The organism is Micromonospora sp. NPDC005553 (genome assembly GCF_042871765.1).
In the GTDB taxonomy this organism is placed as follows: domain Bacteria; phylum Actinomycetota; class Actinomycetes; order Mycobacteriales; family Micromonosporaceae; genus Micromonospora.
Genome location: NZ_JBIAJD010000004.1, coordinates 94,834 through 114,158 on the forward strand (window position 1 = coordinate 94,834; position 19,325 = coordinate 114,158).

20 protein-coding genes and 1 tRNA gene are annotated in these 19,325 nt (G+C 70.1%); 12 read left to right on the plus strand and 9 right to left on the minus strand.

Going from position 1 to position 19,325, the window contains the following annotated elements:
* Nucleotides 1-58: 58 nt before the first annotated feature.
* A complete protein-coding gene (locus ACFYPG_RS17595) occupies nt 59-1,786 on the minus strand; it encodes an exo-alpha-sialidase (RefSeq protein ID WP_387352819.1) in 1,728 nt (575 codons plus the stop codon).
* A gap of 341 nt (nt 1,787-2,127) precedes the next feature.
* Here ACFYPG_RS17595 and ACFYPG_RS17600 point away from each other — a divergent pair, with 341 nt between their 5' ends.
* Nucleotides 2,128-2,862: a DeoR/GlpR family DNA-binding transcription regulator gene (locus ACFYPG_RS17600; protein WP_387352821.1), complete on the plus strand. Its 735-nt coding sequence runs from the start codon at nt 2,128-2,130 to the stop codon at nt 2,860-2,862.
* Here ACFYPG_RS17600 and ACFYPG_RS17605 read toward each other — a convergent pair.
* Complete coding sequence (locus ACFYPG_RS17605; protein ID WP_387352823.1) at nt 2,834-3,025, minus strand: hypothetical protein; 192 nt, start codon at nt 3,023-3,025, stop codon at nt 2,834-2,836. The two genes, ACFYPG_RS17600 and ACFYPG_RS17605, sit on opposite strands and share 29 nt — an antisense overlap.
* Before the next feature lie 95 nt (nt 3,026-3,120).
* Complete coding sequence (locus tag ACFYPG_RS17610; RefSeq protein ID WP_387352825.1) at nt 3,121-3,852, minus strand: FadR/GntR family transcriptional regulator; 732 nt, start codon at nt 3,850-3,852, stop codon at nt 3,121-3,123.
* A gap of 138 nt (nt 3,853-3,990) precedes the next feature.
* On the opposite strand from ACFYPG_RS17610, the gene ACFYPG_RS17615 reads away from it, so the two are divergent.
* From ACFYPG_RS17615 to ACFYPG_RS17650, 8 genes are all read left to right on the plus strand, one after another.
* The gene (locus tag ACFYPG_RS17615) at nt 3,991-5,616 is read left to right on the plus strand and encodes an ABC transporter substrate-binding protein (protein ID WP_355007006.1); all 1,626 of its coding nucleotides are present in this window, start codon (nt 3,991-3,993) and stop codon (nt 5,614-5,616) included.
* Nucleotides 5,617-5,721: 105 nt separating this feature from the next.
* Nucleotides 5,722-6,678, plus strand: a complete 957-nt coding sequence (locus tag ACFYPG_RS17620) for an ABC transporter permease (RefSeq protein WP_355007005.1) — start codon at nt 5,722-5,724, stop codon at nt 6,676-6,678.
* Complete coding sequence (locus ACFYPG_RS17625; RefSeq protein WP_355007004.1) at nt 6,678-8,636, plus strand: dipeptide/oligopeptide/nickel ABC transporter permease/ATP-binding protein; 1,959 nt, start codon at nt 6,678-6,680, stop codon at nt 8,634-8,636. Before ACFYPG_RS17620 ends, ACFYPG_RS17625 begins: the two co-directional genes overlap by 1 nt.
* Nucleotides 8,633-9,706, plus strand: a complete 1,074-nt coding sequence (locus tag ACFYPG_RS17630) for an ABC transporter ATP-binding protein (protein WP_355007003.1) — start codon at nt 8,633-8,635, stop codon at nt 9,704-9,706. The genes ACFYPG_RS17625 and ACFYPG_RS17630 overlap by 4 nt, the downstream gene beginning before the upstream one ends.
* Nucleotides 9,703-10,641, plus strand: a complete 939-nt coding sequence (locus tag ACFYPG_RS17635) for a dihydrodipicolinate synthase family protein (protein WP_355007002.1) — start codon at nt 9,703-9,705, stop codon at nt 10,639-10,641. Before ACFYPG_RS17630 ends, ACFYPG_RS17635 begins: the two co-directional genes overlap by 4 nt.
* A 2-nt stretch (nt 10,642-10,643) precedes the next feature.
* Nucleotides 10,644-11,591, plus strand: coding sequence for an ROK family protein (locus ACFYPG_RS17640; RefSeq protein ID WP_355007001.1), 948 nt, complete (start codon nt 10,644-10,646; stop codon nt 11,589-11,591).
* Nucleotides 11,588-12,268: an N-acetylmannosamine-6-phosphate 2-epimerase gene (locus tag ACFYPG_RS17645; RefSeq protein ID WP_355007000.1), complete on the plus strand. Its 681-nt coding sequence runs from the start codon at nt 11,588-11,590 to the stop codon at nt 12,266-12,268. Before ACFYPG_RS17640 ends, ACFYPG_RS17645 begins: the two co-directional genes overlap by 4 nt.
* An 86-nt stretch (nt 12,269-12,354) precedes the next feature.
* Nucleotides 12,355-13,320: an acetylxylan esterase gene (locus ACFYPG_RS17650; RefSeq protein ID WP_355006999.1), complete on the plus strand. Its 966-nt coding sequence runs from the start codon at nt 12,355-12,357 to the stop codon at nt 13,318-13,320.
* 21 nt (nt 13,321-13,341) lie between these two features.
* On the opposite strand, the gene ACFYPG_RS17655 is transcribed toward ACFYPG_RS17650, so the two are convergent.
* Nucleotides 13,342-13,797, minus strand: a complete 456-nt coding sequence (locus tag ACFYPG_RS17655) for an Rrf2 family transcriptional regulator (protein WP_030333674.1) — start codon at nt 13,795-13,797, stop codon at nt 13,342-13,344.
* Nucleotides 13,798-13,804: 7 nt separating this feature from the next.
* Nucleotides 13,805-14,797: a helix-turn-helix transcriptional regulator gene (locus ACFYPG_RS17660; RefSeq protein ID WP_387352828.1), complete on the minus strand. Its 993-nt coding sequence runs from the start codon at nt 14,795-14,797 to the stop codon at nt 13,805-13,807.
* A 202-nt stretch (nt 14,798-14,999) separates the two neighbouring features.
* On the opposite strand from ACFYPG_RS17660, the gene ACFYPG_RS17665 reads away from it, so the two are divergent.
* A complete protein-coding gene (locus tag ACFYPG_RS17665; protein WP_357262005.1) occupies nt 15,000-15,776 on the plus strand; it encodes a glucose 1-dehydrogenase in 777 nt (258 codons plus the stop codon).
* 114 nt (nt 15,777-15,890) lie between these two features.
* Here ACFYPG_RS17665 and ACFYPG_RS17670 read toward each other — a convergent pair whose 3' ends face one another.
* Nucleotides 15,891-16,322 (minus strand): SsgA family sporulation/cell division regulator, encoded by a 432-nt coding sequence (locus ACFYPG_RS17670; RefSeq protein WP_007457244.1) that lies wholly within the window; start codon nt 16,320-16,322, stop codon nt 15,891-15,893.
* 273 nt (nt 16,323-16,595) lie between these two features.
* Here ACFYPG_RS17670 and ACFYPG_RS17675 point away from each other — a divergent pair, with 273 nt between their 5' ends.
* Nucleotides 16,596-17,237, plus strand: a complete 642-nt coding sequence (locus ACFYPG_RS17675) for a PGPGW domain-containing protein (protein ID WP_387352831.1) — start codon at nt 16,596-16,598, stop codon at nt 17,235-17,237.
* Between the two features lie 50 nt (nt 17,238-17,287).
* Nucleotides 17,288-17,359 (plus strand) — tRNA-Val (locus ACFYPG_RS17680).
* Nucleotides 17,360-17,668: 309 nt separating this feature from the next.
* Here the strand turns inward: ACFYPG_RS17680 and ACFYPG_RS17685 are convergent.
* From ACFYPG_RS17685 to ACFYPG_RS17695, 3 genes are all read right to left on the minus strand, one after another.
* Nucleotides 17,669-17,926: a hypothetical protein gene (locus tag ACFYPG_RS17685; RefSeq protein ID WP_387352833.1), complete on the minus strand. Its 258-nt coding sequence runs from the start codon at nt 17,924-17,926 to the stop codon at nt 17,669-17,671.
* A gap of 22 nt (nt 17,927-17,948) precedes the next feature.
* A complete protein-coding gene (locus ACFYPG_RS17690) occupies nt 17,949-18,437 on the minus strand; it encodes an EndoU domain-containing protein (protein ID WP_387352835.1) in 489 nt (162 codons plus the stop codon).
* A gap of 160 nt (nt 18,438-18,597) precedes the next feature.
* Nucleotides 18,598-19,323, minus strand: coding sequence for a hypothetical protein (locus ACFYPG_RS17695; RefSeq protein WP_355006994.1), 726 nt, complete (start codon nt 19,321-19,323; stop codon nt 18,598-18,600).
* Between the last annotated feature and the right edge of the window lie 2 nt (nt 19,324-19,325).

The following is a 19,325-nucleotide window of genomic DNA, read 5'->3' on the forward strand; positions in this document are numbered from 1 at the left end:
AACGGGACCGCCCCCGGTGCCGGCGTGGCGCCAGCACCGGGGGCGGAGGGGTTGCCGGTCAGGCGCCCTTGACCCAGTCGAGGGTGAAGCGGGAGAAGAAGATGCCTCCGGTGTTGCCGACCTCGTACAGGTTGCCGATCGTGCCGTCGTTCAGGACGGCCATCGTGGAGTAGCCCGCCGCGCCCGGCTTGACCAGTGCCCGCGCCGGCCAGCTGGCGCCGTCGTCGGTGGAGAGTCGGACGGTGAGGTCGTTACGCGCGGACGGTGCCGCGTTGTTGCTGAACAGGGCGGTGCGGGTGCGCACCGGGGCGCCGTTCGTGCCCACCTCCGACGGTCGCAGGTAGGAGATCTCGTCGGCGTTGCACAGCGGATCGGTCAGCAGAGGGCTGGCCGTGGCCGCGCCGAACGTGACAGCGCCGTCGGTGGACGTGGAGTAGAACCGGCTACGGGTGCTGTTGTGCCGCATGTTCTGCACGATCGCCCCGGTGCCGCGTTCGATTGCCTTGCTCTCGTTGATGTTCCCGCCGGCGGGGCCGCCGCGCTTCCACGTCGCGCCGCTGTCGTCGCTGTAGATGTTGGCGGTCTGGGTGAGACCCGCCCCGTCCCGGTAGACGAAGGGCTGAATCAGGCGTCCGGTGCTGGTCTGGATGCCGTGCCCGGAGGAGAAGAACGTTTGCTGCCAGGTCGCGACCTTGATCGTCGGGTTCAGCTCCACCGGGGCGCTCCAGGTGGCGCCGTTGTCCCGGCTGGTGATGTATTGCAGGTGCAGGCTGTTCGGGTCGTTGGCCGTGTTGAGGCCGGACGAGCCGGACCAGAAGCTGATGCCCGGCTTGGGGGAGTAGGTGTAGAAGCAGTAGACGGTGCCGGTCCTGCGGTCCACCAGCAGGCTGGGGTCACCCGCTCCCTCACTGGTGGTGGCGGGGGCGTGGATGATCCGCGGCTGGTCGAAGGTGCGGCCGCCGTCGGTGCTGCGGGTCATCGCGATCTGGATGTTGTTGGTGCCGCCACCCAGGTCGTACGAGCCGTTGATCCGGGCGTCGGCGACGGCGATGACCGTGCCGTTGTTGGTGACGGCCATGCCCGGGATGCGGACCGAGGCGGAGGTGCCGTCGTAGCGGCCGTTGGGCCCGTTGAGGTTACGAATGACGGACTGTGTGCTGATGACCGTCGTGGCGTTCATCTGTGGGGTGCCGGCGGCCAGGCCGCATCCGGCGGTGCCCCGCAGGGTGTTGTCGAAACCGGGAGCGGTGACCCGCAGGGTGTACGCGGTGCCAGCGCCCACGGTCCAGTAGTGCAGGTAGTTGCCTCCGGCAGCGATGGTGCGGGTCCAGGGGGACCCGGTGCGGCCGGGCCAGGTGACTGTGAAGTCCCGGGCGGTCGTGGTGCGGTTCTCCAGCGCGAGCTGGAGCCGGCCGGCCGTGCAGTCGTAGCTGGCGACCGCTGACATGCCGGTGCCACAGTGGAAGATGCCGGCCGAGGTGTCGTCCAGGCCGGTCGGGGTGGTCGTGCGCAGGGTGTACGCCGTGCCGGCCGGGAGGGTCCAGTACAGCTCGCTGCTGCTGCTGCCGGCGGCGACGGTCCGGGTCCAGGGGGAGTTGGTGCGGCCCGGCCAGGTGACGGTGAAGGTCTGCGCGGTGGTGCTGCCGTTGGTGAGCCGCAAGTTGAGGCGACCGGTCGTGCAGTCGGAGCTGGCGGTCGCGCTCACACCGGCGGGGGCGGCGGCGTGGGCTGGTGTGGCGGGCAGGATCGCCAGCACGCCGAGGACGGCGGCCAGGACTGCTGTCACTCGGCGCGGTAGTGCACGGACAGGAGTCACGGGGGATGTCCTTCCGGGGACGGGAGTGAGGAACGAGAACCCGGGCATAAGACGTCGGATATCTGACGTCCAAGACGCTAAGGGGGCTCCGGGTGGGTCGTCAATAGATCGACGCTCGGCTTTTGTGTGAGGCTCCAGCCAGCGCCAGCGCCAGCGCCAGCGCCAGCGCCAGCGCCAGCGCCAGCACGGCTCGCCAACGCGAGGTGTCCCCCCCCCCCCCCCCCCGGGGCCGGGCACGCGGTGCCGTGGGGCAGTAAGGGACGTTGCATCAAGGATGGGCGCATGGGCGGGCCGAGCGACCGGGGTGATACGTGAACCAGCGCGAGCGGTGGCACCGGCTCCTGGAACTGGTTGCGGTCGAGGGTCAGCTCGACATCGAGTCCACCGCCGGCGAGCTGGGCGTGAGCACGGCGACCGTCCGACGTGACTTCGACGAGCTCGCCACCCAGCAGTTGGTGACGCGCACCCGGGGCGGCGTGGTCGTCACGAACGTGTCCTACGACCTGCCGCTGCGCTACAAGGCGGTCCGGCAGGCACCGGAGAAGCAGCGAATCGCTGCGGCCGCCGTCGCGCTGATTCCGCCGGGAAGCACGGTGGGACTCAACGGGGGCACCACGACGACCGAAGTGGGCCGGGCTCTCGCGCTGCGCACCGAACCGAACGGGCAGACGACGGCGAACACTGTGGTGACCAACGCGCTGAACATTGCCCACGAACTCATCGTGCGGCCGCACATCCGGGTGGTGCTCACCGGTGGGACGGCCCGCCCGCGGTCGTACGAGTTGGTCGGCCGTATCGCGGAGACGATGCTCGCGTCCGTGGCGCTGGACGTCGTCGTGCTCGGGGTGGACGCGATCGACCACCAGCACGGCGCCAGCGCGCACAACGACGGCGAGGCGGCTGTCAACCACGTGATGGTGACCAGCGCCGCGCGAACGATCGTGGTGGCGGACGCCTCTAAGCTGGGCCGCCGGAGCTTCAACCGGATTTGTCCGCTGGGCAACATCGACACCCTGATCACCGACCGACCCGGCCGTCGACGATGAGTCCGGTCGGCGTCGGTACCGGACCGTCCGACTGCCCACCCACCTGGGTCAGTCGGACGGTGCCGTATTGCTGGCCGCCGGCAGCGCGCTGGTCGTGATGGGTGGCGTGGCGGTCCTCGCCCATGTTCTCGCCCGGTAGTGGATTGCCCTTATCAATTGACACAGTGGACGGTCCTCGTCCACGGAAGCCCGGGTATCGGCAGGGTGGGTGGCGGCCCACAACGCGATGCGCGGAAGTACGGCGATGTCGGTGGCGATTCAGGCCTGCACGACGCGGGCGATGCTCGCCCGGATGGGCGCGTAGTGGTCGGCGATGGCGGCTTGCAGGCCGGCCACGTTGCCGGCCGCGATCGCGTCCACGATTGCCCGATGACGGTGGGCGGTGATCACCCGGTCCTCCGGCTCGGTGCGCAGCGTCGGAGCGACGATGGCCTGCACCTGCCAGAACGCCTCGGTCAGTTGGAGAATCAGGTCGTTGCCGAGGGGTTCCAGCAGCTTCACGTGGAAGGTCCGGTCGACGTCGAGGAAGTCCTTGCCCTGGGCGGCCAGACTCTCCATCTCGTCGGCGAGCGCGGAGAGAGCGGCCTGGTGTTCGCTGCCGAGAACGGCGATGACCTGGGCCGCTAGCCCCTGTTCGAGGGTCTGCCGGACGTCGACGACCTGTCCCAGCACGTGATGGTCCTCCTCGCCGCTGAGGAGGCCGCGGAAGGTCAGACCCTCCACGAGGGCGGCGAGGGACATGCGGCCGACGAAGGTGCCGTGGCCGTGCCGCACCTCGACGATGTCGAGGGCGGAGAGGATCTTGACGGCCTCGCGGACGCTTGATCGGCTCGCGCCCACCGCCTCACACAGCTCCGCCTCGGTGGGCAGAATGTCTCCCGGCTTGAGGCGGTTGTGGAGGATGTACTCCTTGATCTTGGCCCCCACCTCCTGCCGGCGGGGACCTGGGCGCTCCGCACCGCGTAGCGGGGATGCGTCAATGGTCGTCATCTGCCACTTGCCCTTCGTTCACGGATCTGACACTCTCACCCTATCGGCATCAGATGTCTGACGTCAGACCCCATTATCTTCGAATCCCTCAGCGCGAGCGGTAACGCGAGCGCATGAAGAGCCTATGGAGGCAGCTACGTGAGCACCACCGTTGAGCCAAGGGAGAGTCGGCGCCGCCCCCCGCGCCGGTTCCGTTCGTTGGCCGTCGCGTCCACCGCGGCAACCCTCGCTCTCGGACTGGTCGCCTGCAGCGGCGGCCCGGCCTCGACCAACGCCGTCGAGGGAAGCGGGGGGAAGACGTCGATCGAGACCACCCTCGCGTTCACCCTCTCCAGCGGGTTCGACCCGGCAAACGCCTCGTCGGCGGTGGCGACGGCGGTCAACCAGCACACCTTCGAGGGTCTGATCGATCTTGACCCGGTTACCCGGGAACCATACCGCGCACTCGCCAAGGAAGACCCGGTGGCCAGCGCAGACGGGCTCACCTACACCGTGGCGGTGCGTGACGGAGCCAAGTTCTCCGACGGCACCCCCGTCACCGCCGAGGACGTCGCCTGGTCCTTCACCCGCGTACTGAAGCCGGCCGACCCCAAGGCCCCGCCGCTGATGCAGGGGTTCGTGTCGTTCATCGACTCGGTGACGGCCAAGGACGCGACGACGGCCGAGTTCAAGCTCAAGTACCCGTTCGCCCTGTTCGCGGAGCGGATCGCCGTCATCAAGATCCTGCCGAAGGCGAAGACCGCGGACGCGGCCGCGTCGAAGGCTTTTGACACGGCGCCCATCGGCTCCGGCCCGTTCAAGTTGGACAGCGCGTCCAAGGAGTCGGGTGTCAAGCTCAGCAAGAATCCGAACTACAACGGCCCGCGTCCGGCCAAGGTCGAGACGATGACCTGGAACACCACCTCGGAGGCTTCCGCCCGGGTGTCGGACCTGCAGGGCGGCCGGGTCCAGGCCATCGAGTCGGTGCCGTACCTGAACGTCGACTCGCTCAAGGACAAGTACACCGTCGATGTGAAGCAGGCCTTCAACCAGGTCTTCCTCATGTTCAACTCCTCGGCGGCGCCGTTCAACGACAAGCGGGTGCGCCAGGCGCTGCACTACGCGATCAACAAGGACGAGGTCATCAAGACCGCCCTCAACGGCTACGGCAGCCCGGCGACGAGCTACCTGGACGAGGGCAACAAGGACTACCAGAAGGCCGCCACCGTCTACGACTACAACCTGGAAAAGGCCAAGAGCCTGCTTCAGGAGGCCGGTGTCGCGAACCTGTCGTTCCAGCTCGACACCACTGACAACTCGGTCGTCAAGGATGTCGCGCCGCTGGTCATCGAGCAGTGGAAGAAGATCGGCGTCACCGCCAGCCTCAACACGGTGCCGTCCTCGGCCATCTACGGCGACATCGTTCCGAAGGACACCTTCCGGGTGCTGATGGCCACCGGTGACCCCAGCGTCTTCGGCGTCGACACCGACCTGCTGATGCGCTGGTTCTACTACGGCGAGACCTGGCCGGGGCAGCGCTACCGGTGGAGCGCCGCGGACCGCAAGGCCATGGCCGATCTGCTCGACAAGGCGGCGCAGACCTCCGACGAGGCGGCCCGCAAGGCGCTGTGGAAGCAGGCCCTGGACAAGGTGGCCGACGAGGCCCCCCTGTACCCGATCCTGCACACCAAGGTCGTCACCGCGTACGACCCCGCGAAGCTCTCCGACTTCTCGGGTGCGTCGACCACCGGCCTGTACTTCCTGGACGCCAGCCGAAAGGGCTGAGCTCCACCTCGGGGGCCCCACCCTGGCCCCTCCGCGTCCCGCCCGGCCCTCAGTTCCTGGGGCTGGGCGGGACGTCCCGGCGGCCCTCGACGAGAGAAAGACACCATGCTGAGCGTTCTGAGCCTGGTCGCGCGACGACTCCTGACCCTGATACCCCTGGTGCTGGGCATCACGATCTTCGTCTTCGTGATCATGCAGTTCTCCCCGATCGACCCCGCTCTGTCCGTCCTCGGTGACCAGGCGAACCCCGCGCAGGTGGCGGCGTTCAAGGCCGCCAACGGCCTCGACGACCCGCTGCCCCTGCGGTACCTGCACTTCCTGGGTGACCTGGTCCGGGGCGATCTCGGCGTGACCTTCCCGCCGTCCGTCCCGGTCGCCGACAAGATCGCCACCGCGCTGCCGCTGACGATCCAGCTGACGGCCCTCGGGGTCGTCGGCGCGCTGGTCATCGCGTTGGTCCTCGGAATCACCGCGGCGTTGTACCGGGACCGCTGGCCCGACCAGGTCATCCGCTTCGTCTCGATGGCCGGTATCGCCATGCCGTCGTTCTGGCTGGCCCTCCTGCTCATCCAGGAGTTCTCGGTCCGCCGCCCCGTCTTCCCGACCGGCGGGTACGTCAACCCCGGTGACTCGTTCTCCCTCTGGTTGCAGTCCCTCGCCATGCCAGCGCTGGCTCTCGCCGTGCCGGTCGGCTGCTCGCTGGCCCGAATCGTGCGGACGTCGATGGTCGAGGAACTCGACAAGGACTACGTGCGGACGGCGATCGGCGCCGGGCTGCCGCCTCGCGTGGTGGTCGGACGCAACGTGCTGCGCAACGCGCTCGTCAACCCGCTCACCGTGCTGGGCCTGCGGATCGGCTACATGCTGGGCGGCACTGTCGTCATCGAGGCCATCTTCTCGCTGCCCGGTATGGGCACCCAGATCATGAGCGCGGTGCAGCAGAACGACACCGCCCTCGCGCAGGGGACCGTGCTGACGATCGCCATCTGCTTCGTCTTCGTGAACCTGGTGGTCGACATCCTCTACCTCTTCGCCAACCCTCGACTGCGGGGAGCCCACTGATGCGTCGAACACTCACCGCCCGGCTGTCGGCTCCCGGCATCGCCTTCAAACGGCTCAATGTCACCGCCCGGATCGCACTGAGCTTCGTCCTGCTCATCGTCGTGGTGGGCATCTTCGCGCCGCTGATCCTGCGGCACGACCCCGCGCAGGCCGGGCTCGGTCCCGCGCTGACCGGCCCGAACGGCGACTACTGGTTCGGCCTGGACAAGCTCGGACGCGACGTGTTCTCGCGGCTGGTCGCCGGCACCCGACGCTCGTTGATCGTGGGCTTCGGCAGCGCCGGTATCGCCCTGGTGGTCGGCGCGATTCTAGGCGCGCTGGCGGGAACCAGCCGGCCCGCCGTCGACGAGATCGTGATGCGGTGCCTCGACGTCGTCATGGCCTTCCCCACCATCGTGCTCTCCGCGCTGCTGATCATCTCCTTCGGCAAGAACAGCCTCCTGGTCCTCGTGGTCGCGATCGGCTTCGTCTTCGTCCCCTCGATCGCCCGTATCGTGCGCGCGAACGTGCTCTCGCAGTACCGGGAGGACTACGTCGCGGCCGAACGGATCATCGGCGCCCGACGACCGCACATTCTCTGGCGGCACGTCCTGCGCAACTGCGCCGCACCGATCCTCGTCTTCGTCACCGTCATGGTGGCCGACGCGATCGTCTTCGAGGCGTCCCTCTCCTTCATCGGTGGCGGGTTGGCACCCCAGGAGGCGGCGTCCTCGTGGGGCTCGGTCATCGCCTTCGGCAAGGAGATGGTCCAGATCGGTGGCTGGTGGGCCACGTTCTTCCCCGGCCTGCTGATCCTGCTGACCGTGCTCGCCCTGAACGTGCTCTCCGAGGGGATGTCCGACGCCTGGGCCGCCCCGGCGGCGCGGCGTGCCACCACCACGAAGATCGGGGACGCGCAGGAGGAGGCGCAGCCCGGCTCCGGTGAGGTGGTGCAACTGCCCGGCCTGGCCGAGGCCGCGCAGCGGCTGCGCGGGCGCGCCCGCCCCCTTCCGGACGGGGAGCCCGTCCTGGAGGTCCGGAACCTGTCGATCGGGTTCGAGGGACGCCACAGCGGCGTCGACATCGTCGACGACCTGACCTTCGACATCCGCCCCGGCGAGGTCCTCGGCCTGGTGGGGGAGTCCGGCTCCGGTAAGTCGCTGACCGCCCTCGCCGTGATGGGCCTGCTGCCGCAGGGCGCCCGGGTCCGCGGCGAGGTCCGCTTCGCGGGTACCGACCTGCTGACGGTGAGCACCAAACGACGCCGTGCCCTCATGGGGCGCGAGATCGCGATGGTCTACCAGGATGCCCTCTCGGCTCTGAACCCCTCACTGCGCATCGGCCCCCAGCTCGCCCAGATGATCAGCCGTGGCGGCACCCGGTCCGCCGAGGAGCTGATGGAACTGGTGGGCCTGGACGCGAAGCGCACCCTGTCCGCGTACCCGCATGAGCTCTCCGGCGGTCAGCGGCAGCGCGTGGTCATCGCGATGGCGCTGTCCCGGGACCCGCGCCTGATCATCGCCGACGAGCCGACCACGGCGCTCGACGTCACGGTCCAGGCGCAGGTCATGGAGCTGCTGCTGCGGCTGCGCGGCCAGTTGGGCTTCGCGTTGATCCTGGTCAGCCACGACCTGGCGCTGGTCAGCGACGTCGCGGACCGCGTCGTGGTGATGTACGGCGGTCAGATCGTCGAGAGCGGTGTCACCGCCGACGTGGTCGGGGCGCCCGCGCACCACTACGCCCGAGGCCTCCTCGGCTCCGTGCTCTCCCTGGAGACCGGCGCGGATCGGCTCACCCAGATCCGCGGCGTGGTGCCGTCGCCGGCCGACTTCCCGCCGGGTTGCCGGTTCGCCGACCGCTGCCCCATGGCGACCGAGGTCTGCCGGGAGGAGACGCCCCGGTTGGAGGGCGATGCCGCTCACCGGTACGCCTGTCACCACCCGGCCATCAATGTCAGGGAAGAGGAGCTGGCCCGATGAGTGCGTCAGTCCCACGCGACTCGATCGTCGAACTGCGCGACGTGCACGTGGTTCACCGCACCCGCGGCGGCGGCATGTTCAACCGCGAGCGGGTGTACGCCCTCACCGGCGCGGACCTGACCGTGCGTGCCGGCGAGACCATCGGGGTCGTCGGTGAGTCCGGCTGCGGCAAGTCCACCATGGCCAAGGTGCTGGTGGGCCTGCAACGGCCGACCAGCGGCACTGTCGCCTTCGCCGGCAAGGACGTCTGGTCGATGAACGCGGCGGAACGTCGACTGCACATCGGCGCCGGCGTCGGCATGATCTTCCAGGATCCGGCCACCTCGCTGAACCGGCGCATGCCGGTCCGCGACATCCTGCGCGACCCGCTCGACGTGCACCGTCGCGGCACCCGCAAGGAGCGCGAGGAGCGTGTCAGAGAGCTGATGGCGCTGGTCGGGCTGCCCCGGTCGGTCGCCGACGTGCTGCCGAGCCAGCTCTCCGGCGGCCAACGCCAGCGGGTGTCCATCGCGCGTGCCCTGGCCCTGGAACCGGGCCTGGTCATCGCCGACGAGCCCACCAGCGCACTCGACGTGTCGGTCCGGGCGCAGATCCTCAACCTGCTCCTGGACCTCAAGGAGCGTCTGAACCTGGCCATGGTCTTCGTCTCGCACGACATCCAGACGGTCAAGAGGATCAGTGACCGCGTGGTCACCATGTACCTCGGCCGGATCGTTGAGCAGACACCCGCCGCCGGGCTCCCCGAGGTCGCACAGCACCCGTACACCCGTGCGCTCTTCTCCGCCACGCCGGGGCTGCTCTCGCCACTCGACCCGATCCCGCTCGTCGGCCCCGTTCCACTCGCCACGAAACCGCCGACCGGATGCCCGTTCCGCACCCGCTGCTGGAAGGCGACCGACGGCTGCGCTATCGAGATGCCGCCGGTCCGGTCGGGCGACGGCGGTGCCGGCTCCCACGAGTTCCGGTGCTACCACCCCGTTCCTGCTGGATCCAGCAACACAGAGCTGGTCGAACTCGCCCGAGCCGCGACCGGCCGCACCACCCCCCTACACGTCGAGGAGTCAGCGTGACCACCCCAACCCCGCGGTTCGCCGGAGTCGTGCCGCCGGTCGTCACCCCCCTGACCGAGGAGGGCGCTGTCGACGTCGCCTCCCTTGAGCGACTCGTCGAACGGATGCTCACCGCCGGCGTCGACGGCATCTTCGCCCTCGGCAGCTCCGGCGAGACGGTGTTCCTCACCGACAGTCAGCGGGACCAGGCTCTCGAAACCGTCGTGAAGACCGTCGGCGGGGCCGTACCCGTCATCGCGGGCTGCATCGAGCCGACCACCCGCCGGGTTCTCGACCGGGCCGACGCGTCGACGCGCCTGGGCGTCGACGGCCTGGTGGCCACCGCCCCCTTCTACGCCATCGTCGGCCCCCACGAGGTCGAGCGGCACTTCCGGGCCCTCGCCGCTTCGGTCGAGCTTCCGCTGCTGGCGTACGACATTCCGGTCTGCGTGCACACCAAGCTGTCGCCGGGCCTGCTGAGCCGACTCGCCGCGGAGGGCGTCCTCGCCGGCGTCAAGGACTCCAGCGGTGACGACGTCTCCTTCCGCCAACTGGTGCTGTCCATCGCGGAACGCGCGCCGAACGCCGGCTTCAGCCTGTTGACCGGCCACGAGGTGGTGGTCGACGCGATGATGCTCGCCGGTGCCTCCGGTTCCGTCCCCGGCCTGGGCAACGTGGACCCGGAGGGCTACGTGCGACTCCACCGGGCCTGCGTGACCGGCGACTGGGACACCGCCCGCGCGGAGCAGGACCGACTGACCCGGTTGTTCCGGATCGTCGACGCGGCCGACCCGGCGACGGCGGCAGGGGCGACCCGGGGCGTGGGCGCGTTCAAGACCGCACTGGCCCTGCTCGGCGTCATCGACAGCAACGCCGTGTCGCTTCCGCTGCGACCGCTCGACGCCGATGAGGCGAGCCGGGTGCGTGCCCAGCTGGAGTTGGCGGGACTGCTCTAGCCATGTCCGAGGCACCCAAGCCCTCGGTTGTCGACGTGGCGGTAGCCGCGCTCGACATCGGGGGCACCAAGACGGCCGCTGGCATCGTGACCCGCGACGGCGAGGTCGTCGACCAGATCACCGTCCCCACCCCCGGCCGGGCCGGGGCGACCGCCATCATCGACACCGCAGCCGACCTTGTCGGTCGGCTGCGGGCGAGGGCGACGGGAACCCGCATCCGTGCCCTCGGCGTCGGTAGCGCCGGGGTGATCGACCACCGGACGGGTCGGGTGCTTTCGGCCACCGACGCCCTGGCCGGTTGGGCCGGCACGGACCTGAGCGGCCGACTGCGGGCACTGCTGGACCTGCCCGTCTCAGCCATCAACGACGTGCACGCGCACGCCCTCGGTGAGGCCCGACACGGCGTGGCGGTCGGCCACCAGACGGTGCTCTTCATCGCGGTCGGCACCGGTATCGGTGCCTCGTTCGTCGTCGACGGCACCGTGCTCACCGGCGCCCACTCCGTGGCCGGCCATGCCGGCCACCAGCCCTCGCCGTACGCCGGGCAGTTGCCCTGCACCTGCGGCGGACGGGGGCACCTGGAGGCGATCGCCTCCGGGCCCGCCCTCACCGAGGAGTACGTGCGGCGTACCGGTCAGCCGGTCGGCGATCTGCGCACAGTGGCCGCCCGCGCGGCGGACGGTGACGCCACAGCCCGGGAGGTGGTCCTGCTGGGCGGGGCCGCCGTCGGCTCGGCGGTCGGCGGGCTGGTCAACATGCTTGACCCCGCTGTCGTCGTCATCGGCGGCGGTGTCGCCGGCCTCGGCGACACCTGGTGGCAGGCACTTCGCGACGCCGCGCGGCGGGAGACACTGCCCAGCCTGGACGACGTGCCGGTGCTGGCCTCGACCCTCGGCGCGGACGCCCCGCTTCTCGGCGCCGCAGCACTCGCCTGGAAGGACATGTCATGAACGCGTTGATCGAAGGGATCCGCCACCGCCTGGTGGTTTCCTGCCAGGCGTACCCCGGTGAGCCGATGCGCAGCCCGGACACGATGCGCCGGGTGGCCCTCGCAGCCGCCCAGGGCGGCGCCGCCGGCATCCGCGCCCAGGGTCTGGCGGACATCGCGGCCATCCGGCAGGCGGTCGACCTGCCGCTGATCGGGCTGTGGAAGGACGGGGACGACGACGTCTTCATCACCCCCACGCTGGAGCACGCGCTGTCGGTGGCCCGCGCCGGCGCGCACGTCGTCGCGCTCGACGGCACCGCGCGGCCCCGCCCGGACGGTCGCAGCCTCGGCGAGACCATCGCCGCCGTCCACCAGCTGACCGGGGCTCTGGTGATGGCGGACTGCTCCACCCTCGCCGAGGGGATCGCCGCCGCCGCGGCGGGTGCCGACCTGGTCGGCACCACCCTCTCCGGCTACACCGCGTACACCAGCAAGCAGCCCGGACCCGACCTGGACCTGGTGGCCCGGCTCTCCACCGCGATCGACGTACCGGTGGTCGCGGAGGGTCGGATCCACACACCGGCCCACGCGGCCCAGGCGCTGCGGGCCGGGGCGTGGTCGGTGGTCGTGGGTACGGCGATCACCCACCCCACCACCATCACCGGCTGGTTCACGTCAGCAATGGCTGGCGCCCGGTAGCGCACTCCACTGCCCGTCGGTCCGGCACGGACAGCCGGGCGACACCCCGCACCAACTGACAATCCTGCTGTCGCGGAGGCCATCCTGTGGCGTTGACCGATATCACCCTCGCCGAGTGCTGGGCGTACCAACCCGACCCGACTGTTCCGGAGGACCTGGACGCCTTCTGGGAGCGGACGCTGCGCTCCGACGACACCGCGGCGGCGACGTACGAGCCGGTGGACACGGGTTTGACCCAGATCCGCAGCTACGCCGTCACCGTCGCCGGCTTCGGCGGTGAGCCCGTGCACGGCTGGCTGCACCTGCCGGCGGACGCCACCGGGCCGTTGCCCTGCGTCGTTGAGTACCTCGGGTACGGCCGTGGTCGTGGCCTACCCCACGAGAAGCTGTTCTGGGCCTCGGCGGGCTTCGCGCATCTCATCATGGACACCCGGGGTCAGGGCTGGAGCGCTGCGCCCGGCGCCACCGCCGACTCGGACCGGTATCCGGCGGGAACCGTTCCGGGCTTCCTCACCCGCGGCGTCACCAGCCCGGACGACTTCTACTACCGCAGGTTGATCACCGACGCGGTCCGGTTCGCCCAGGCCGCCGCTGAGCATCCCGCCGTCGACGCTGCCCGGGTCGCCGTCACCGGCATCAGTCAGGGTGGCGGCCTCTCGCTGGCGGTGGCCGCACTCTTCCCGGGCGTGGCGGCGGTCATGCCCGACGTTCCCTTCCTCTGCGACCTCCCGCGCGGCGTCCGGGTCGCCACCGAGGGGCCGTACACCGAGGTCGCCGAGTATCTCGCGCTGTACCGCGACCGCAGCGATCAGGTGTTCCGGACGTTGTCGTACGTGGATGGCGCGGTGCTGGGGGCCAGGGCCACCGCGCCCGCGCTGTTCTCCATCGCCATGATGGACCGGATCTGCCCGCCCTCGACCTGCTTCGCCGCCTACCACCGCTACGGGGGCGACAAGGAGGTGCGCGTGTACGAGTTCAACGACCACGAAGGTGGCGAGGCGCACCAGCAGCTCGAACAACTCGCCTGGCTGCGCAAGCTCTTCGGCCGCTGAGGACAGCACCCGCTGCTGGCGTCAGCGGGGCTCCCACGCGTCGGGCAGCGCGGTGAGCTTGCGGACGTGCGCGGGCAGTCGACCGCTGACGATCTCGGCGAGGCTCACCTCGTCGACGACCCGCCGCACGGCGGCGCGGACCGCCACCCACAGGCCGGGCAGGTTCTCCGCCGAGCCCTCGTACCGGGTCTCCTCGGGGCGCAGCCCGCGTACCCCGGCCAGTGGGCCCTCGACGGCGCGCAGCACCGCGCCGACGGTCACCTCGCGGGGTGGGCGGGCGAGGGTGTAACCGCCCTCGGCGCCGCGTTGGGCGCGGACGATGCCGGCCCGGCGCAGATCCGCCAGGACCGCCTCCAGGAACTTGCGGGGCATGTCCTGCTCCGCGGCGATGGCCTGGGTGGACAGCAGCGAGGGGTACGCGGTGGCGAGGCTCAACGCCGCCCGTACCGCGTAGTCGCCGCGCGCGGAGATCTGCACAGTGCCATCATGCCCGGCCGGTGCCGCCCAGCCCTCCGGCGGGCGGCCCGGGTCTCGTGGCGTACCCGCCGTTGGCGGGTTCGCCGAGGGTGCCGGGGCGGAACCAGCCGCTGTTGACGCCCGTCGACTCGGCCGGTGGTCGAGGCCGGACCACCCGGCCGGCCACCGGCTGATCCCGGGAGGCCCGGAACGCGCCGGGGCTGACCCCGACCTCGCGGGTGAAGAAGCGGCCGAAGTTCGTAGGTTCGGAGAAGCCGAGCCGCCGGCCGATCTGGGCGATCGGCTGATCCGTCGCGGCCAGTAACCGGCTGGCCTGCAACGCGACCCGCTCGTCGATGACCTGCTTGGCGCTGCGACCGGTGACGGCCAGGCAGGCTCGGGTCAGGGTCCGCACCGAGCAGCCGAGCTCGGCCGCATAATCCTCCACCCGCCGGGTCTGCGGGTAGCCGTGCTCCACCTCGCGGCGGAACCTGCGGAACGTCTCGTCCTCGGGTCGGGCGGGCGACCGGTCGTCGCGGGCCACGGCCAGCCGCAGCAGCAGTACGGCCAGTTGGTGCCGGAGCAGCGAGCGGGCGGTAGGACTGTCGGGGTGCCGCCGGCAGTCCACCGCCAACTGGCTCACCTCGCTGATGACCGCGTCCTCGTCCTCACCTGCCAACTGCCGCCACGTCGCGGTCGTGGTCAGGTCGACGTCGAAGCCGCGCAGCGCCTCGGCGTCCCAGGCGACCACTGTGGCGTCGAACTGGGGGCCGGCGCAGCGCAGCACCTGGCCGGGGCGGACCCGCAGCAGCGTGCCGGGCCGGCACGGCAGCAGGTGAAAGTCGAGTTCCGCGTCGCCGTGCCCACGCGTGGTGAGAATCAGAAGCTCCCGCTCGACGATCACCGGCCGACGCCAGCCCGGGGCACCGGCAAGATCGGCCAGCGCGAACGTGGCTATCTCGTCGGTGACGGGAGACGCCGTTCCGATCGATGGCGCGGGGGAGGGATCGGTGGAGACCATCGCCTGCGACGGTAGCCCGAACCGCAGGTCACCGCATCCCGATCGACGTTCGCCGCGGAATCCGCGGCAAGCCGCGGGCTTGTCCCGGTCCCGGCGGCCGGGCTACGTTACCCGGCGGTAGCGCCGTCGGTCCGCGGTCCACCCGGTATCCGCCGGTCACCTGACCGACCGGCGGCAACCGCCGACTCGCGATGGGATGGGCATGACGCAGCTGTTCTCGGTCGAAGGTAAGACGGTCCTGGTCACGGGCGGTTCGCGGGGGATCGGGCTGATGATCGCCCAGGGCTTCGTCCGGGCCGGCGCCCACGTGATCATCTCGTCCCGCAAGGCTGACGTCTGCGAGGCGGTCGCCACCACCCTGTCCGCCGAAGGTCGCTGCGAGGCCATCCCCGCCGACCTCAGCGACGACGCCGGTGCCGAATCGTTGGCCGCCGCCGTGCGCGAGCGCTTCGGCCGCCTCGACGTGCTGGTCAACAACGCCGGAGCGACCTGGGGCGCACCGCTGGAGGACTACCCCGAGGCCGCGTTCGACAAGCTCTGGGCGGTCAACGTCAAGGCCGTCTTCCGGCTCACCACCGCGCTGCTGCCGGCGCTGCGCGCCGCCGCCAGCGCCGACGACCCGGCCCGAGTGATCAACATCGGGTCGATCGACGGCATCCGGGTGCCGATGATGGAGGTGTACGCGTACTCGGCCACCAAGGCCGCCGTGCACATGCTCACCCGCAGCCTCGCCCACCAACTCGCCGGGGAGCAGATCACCGTCAACGCGATAGCGCCCGGCCCGTTCGAGAGCAAGATGATGGCGTTCGCGCTCGACGACCCGGCGAGCCGGGCCGCCATCGAGCAGCAGGTGCCGCTCGGCCGCATCGGGCGCCCCGAGGACATGGCCGGCACGGCCATCTACCTCTCGTCGCGCGCCGGCGCGTACCTGACCGGGGCGGTCATCCCCGTCGACGGCGGCATCACCACGCACGGCTGAGCACCGGCCGACCCGGGGCGCACTGTCCGCGTACACCTCGGGTGTGTGCCGGGGCCGCGCGGACTCGGCAGATCCGCGCGGCCCCGGTGTGGCCGGTGTTGCCCGTTCGGGCGGTCAGCGACCGGCGAGCAGCCGGTTCACCGCCGTGTCGACGTCCAGGTGCTCGGCCTCACGGCCGCGCGGGACGACGACGTAGGTCCGTCGAAGGAAACGCACCAGGACGCTGCGCGGCACCTCGAAGAGGGCGTTGCCGTCCGGTGACGAGAGGGCCAGCGCGACGAAGTCGCCGCGCGGTGTGGCCCAGGGCCAGACCCGAACGTCCCCGATGCCGGCCGGCTCGTCCAGGCCGGTGACCAGAAGTTCGCGAGCGAACGACCAACTCACCGCCTCGCCCCCTGCCGATTCGGCATGGAACAGGACATGGACCGCATACGGGTCAGCAGGGTCGTAACGCAGACTGGCACGCACCGGCAAGGCGGTGGCGTCAGGTGCGACGAGCCTTAGCGACGTCTCGACCTCTACGGTCGTCGGTCGGATGACACTCATGGACGTTCTCCCCCCGGCACCGCTGCGGAACGCGCGTGTCCCGCTTTTCCCATACTCAGGTGCTACCTCTGGCTACGCTCCGCCATACGCTGACTTCACCCAGTGGTGGGAAGGGGGACGGAAACGCCGCGTGAATGTGAGCATTCATGTAAGATTTCCGGTTCTGCCCAGTGTGTGATCCCGCCCGGTATCGGGTGGCTCAGTCGTCGACTTACTCCGGTAACGTCCAGTCGGCCGTTGCAGTGACGGGCCCGAGCGACACTGGGGGGTGAAATGGTGACGAAGCAATCCTCAGTGGATCCCGCGGCGGCACCCGGCCCGCCGAAAGTCGCGGTCCGAGCAGCCGAAAAGCGGGGGTACGGAGTGCCGATGGAGCAGCCCGAACGGGCCGGTCGGCCGGCGTCCGACGCCGGACGGTCCGGTGGCGGCGCCGGTGCTGGTCGTGGTGACGACGCTGCCGCCGGTGACGACGCCGTCGTTGGTGGTGGCGGAATCGCCGTGCAGGATCCTCCGCGCCGGCCTCGCTGGCGTGAACGGATCTCGCTGACCCTCGACCTCATCCGCGCCAACCCCACCGGGCGGATCGCACTCAAGATCTTCATCGCGATCGCCGGGGCGCTGGTGGTGACCATCGGCATCGCCCTCATCCCGCTCCCCGGGCCGGGCTGGCTGCTGGTGATCGCCGGCCTGGGCATCTGGGCCGTCGAATACCACTGGGCTCGACGGCTGCTCGGCTTCACCCGCCGCCACGTCCACGGCTGGACGCGCTGGGTGACGAGGCAGTCGCTGCTGGTGCGAATCGTGCTCGGCTCCGTCGGCCTGGTCTTCGTGGCCACTGTTGTCTGGCTGTCCCTCAAGTACAGCCTCGGCATCGACGTGGTCGCCGAGGCGATGCAGTACCTGGCGACGCACTGACCCCGGATTTCCGGTCGGGTTCCACGATCGGGTAGAGTCAGTGGCGCTGAGGGCGATTAGCTCAGTGGGAGAGCGCTTCGTTCACACCGAAGAGGTCGCTGGTTCGATACCAGCATCGCCCACTCTCAGTCTTAGCAGGTCAAAGGCCGCTTCCCAGTTTTGGGAGGTGGCCTTTCCGCTGTCGTACGGCAATGACGTATCGCCACGCCAGCGGGCGAGCCCGACGGCGGTGCCGGCTGGGACCATGTGGAATCGGCGCTGGCCGGCCAGTGCCTTTCGGACGATCGCAGCGACCGCCGACGGGAGATCCCGAGATTTACCGTTCGGTGAAAGTCGCCATCGACATGCCCGCGCCGAGATCGGGCCAGGTCTGGGACGCCAGCTGGTCGACACGGTGCAGGGTTCGAGGGGTGAGATCTACGCTTCGGCCGTCAGTCCGAGGTCCGGATCTGCTCCACGCGCGTCAGAGGTTCCTGGAGGTACTCCATGAGCTTCCGCAGCGCCTCCTTTTCCGCCGTGGTGACCATAACGTCCTCCTCCCACAGGGCGCCGACGAGCGTCGTGATCGCCAGGTCCCAGGCCCCGGCGCCGGCGGCGTTCAGGACGATCGGCCGGTACGTCGGGCTGATCCTGGGCGCGAGCTGGGCGCTGATTTGGCCGCTGTACCAGTAGTATTCGTTGACTTCCATGGGTCTCCCGTGAGTTCGGTGGCTAGGTCGGCCGCTTGGCCGGCAGGTTGGTGGTGACGCCCTCGCCGCTGAGGGGGTGGCCGCCGGAGATGCTGCCGTCCTTGTCCAGGGTAACGACGCAGGTGATGCCGTCGCGGGTGCCGGTGACGACCCAGCCGTCGCCGCCAGGACGTGGCTGAGGGCGGCTGTCGGGGTCGGTGGCGATGCTCTTGAACCAGCCCTCGACCTGCTCCTTGGTGGTGCCGGGCGGGAAGAGCGTCTTGCCGGGCTCGGTGGACGAGGGCTTGTGGTCGCCATTACCCTTCCCGTCGCCGTCCCAGATCTTGTCCAACGCCCCGTCGCCCATCTCGCCGAAGCGGCGCATGTCGTACCTGGCGTCGGCGAAGTCGGGGTCGTCCCAAGGGTTGGTCCTCTTGGGCGCCTCGGGCTCGGATGTGTCGGCGTCCTTCGGGCGGCCCTCCCCGGCGCGCTTGATGCCGTGCTGCTGGGCTGGTCCCACGCGCTTGGGCATCAATCCCGGGTTGAACTTGGGACGGTTGGGGCCGTCGCCGCCACCGCCATGGGGTGGGGTGGGGCCTGGGGGGTGCTTGTGGAGACCCGCCACAGCGAACAGGACCACCAGGACGGCGGTGGTCCGCAGAGCCGCCATGAGTTGTCGCATCGAGGGCCGCCTAGACGTCGAGGAGTGCGCGAAGGCTGGAGAGGCTGGTGATCAGGCCCATCAGCCAGCCGAAGATGCGGCCGGTCCAGCGGACGACGGCGATTGCGAGCTGGGAGGCGACCAGCGGTGTGGCGAAGCCGAGAGAGAAGACCACCTCGGCCAGCCACACCACGACCTTGGCGATGCAGTCGGAGATGAAGGCGCGCACGACCTCCCGCACCGTCTGCACCAGGATTCCCGCGCCGCGGGTTGCGGCACCCATGCCGGCGGCCGTACCCGCGAAGATCCCGGCGACGTCGATGTTGATGGTCAGGATGTCGCGGTAGGCGTCGGCGGCGGCGCCCTGCCATCCGTCGAGGTCGCCGACCAGCCGCGCCTTGAGGTCCTCGGCGATGGAGAACAGCTCACTGGCCATGTTGTCCCAGGTCAAGGCGTGCGTCTCGATGGTCTCGGGATCACCGGCGAGCCAGTCGAGGGCCTGCTTCAGTGGCTCGACCTGCTCGATGGCCCACTCGATGCCCATCGACAGGAGCGTGCTGAACGGGTCGATGGCGATGGACGCCCCGTCGAGAGCGGCACCCAAGCCCGCGACTGAGCCGTCGATCCAGCTGCCGGAGTCGATGGCGTCCTTGATGCCCATGTAGTCGTCGGCGAGCGGCAGGCCGGTCCAGCCGTCGCGGTGCGCGGCGCTTGTCGAAGCGATGTCGGCGGTCGTGGCGACCAGTGGGTTGGTCATGA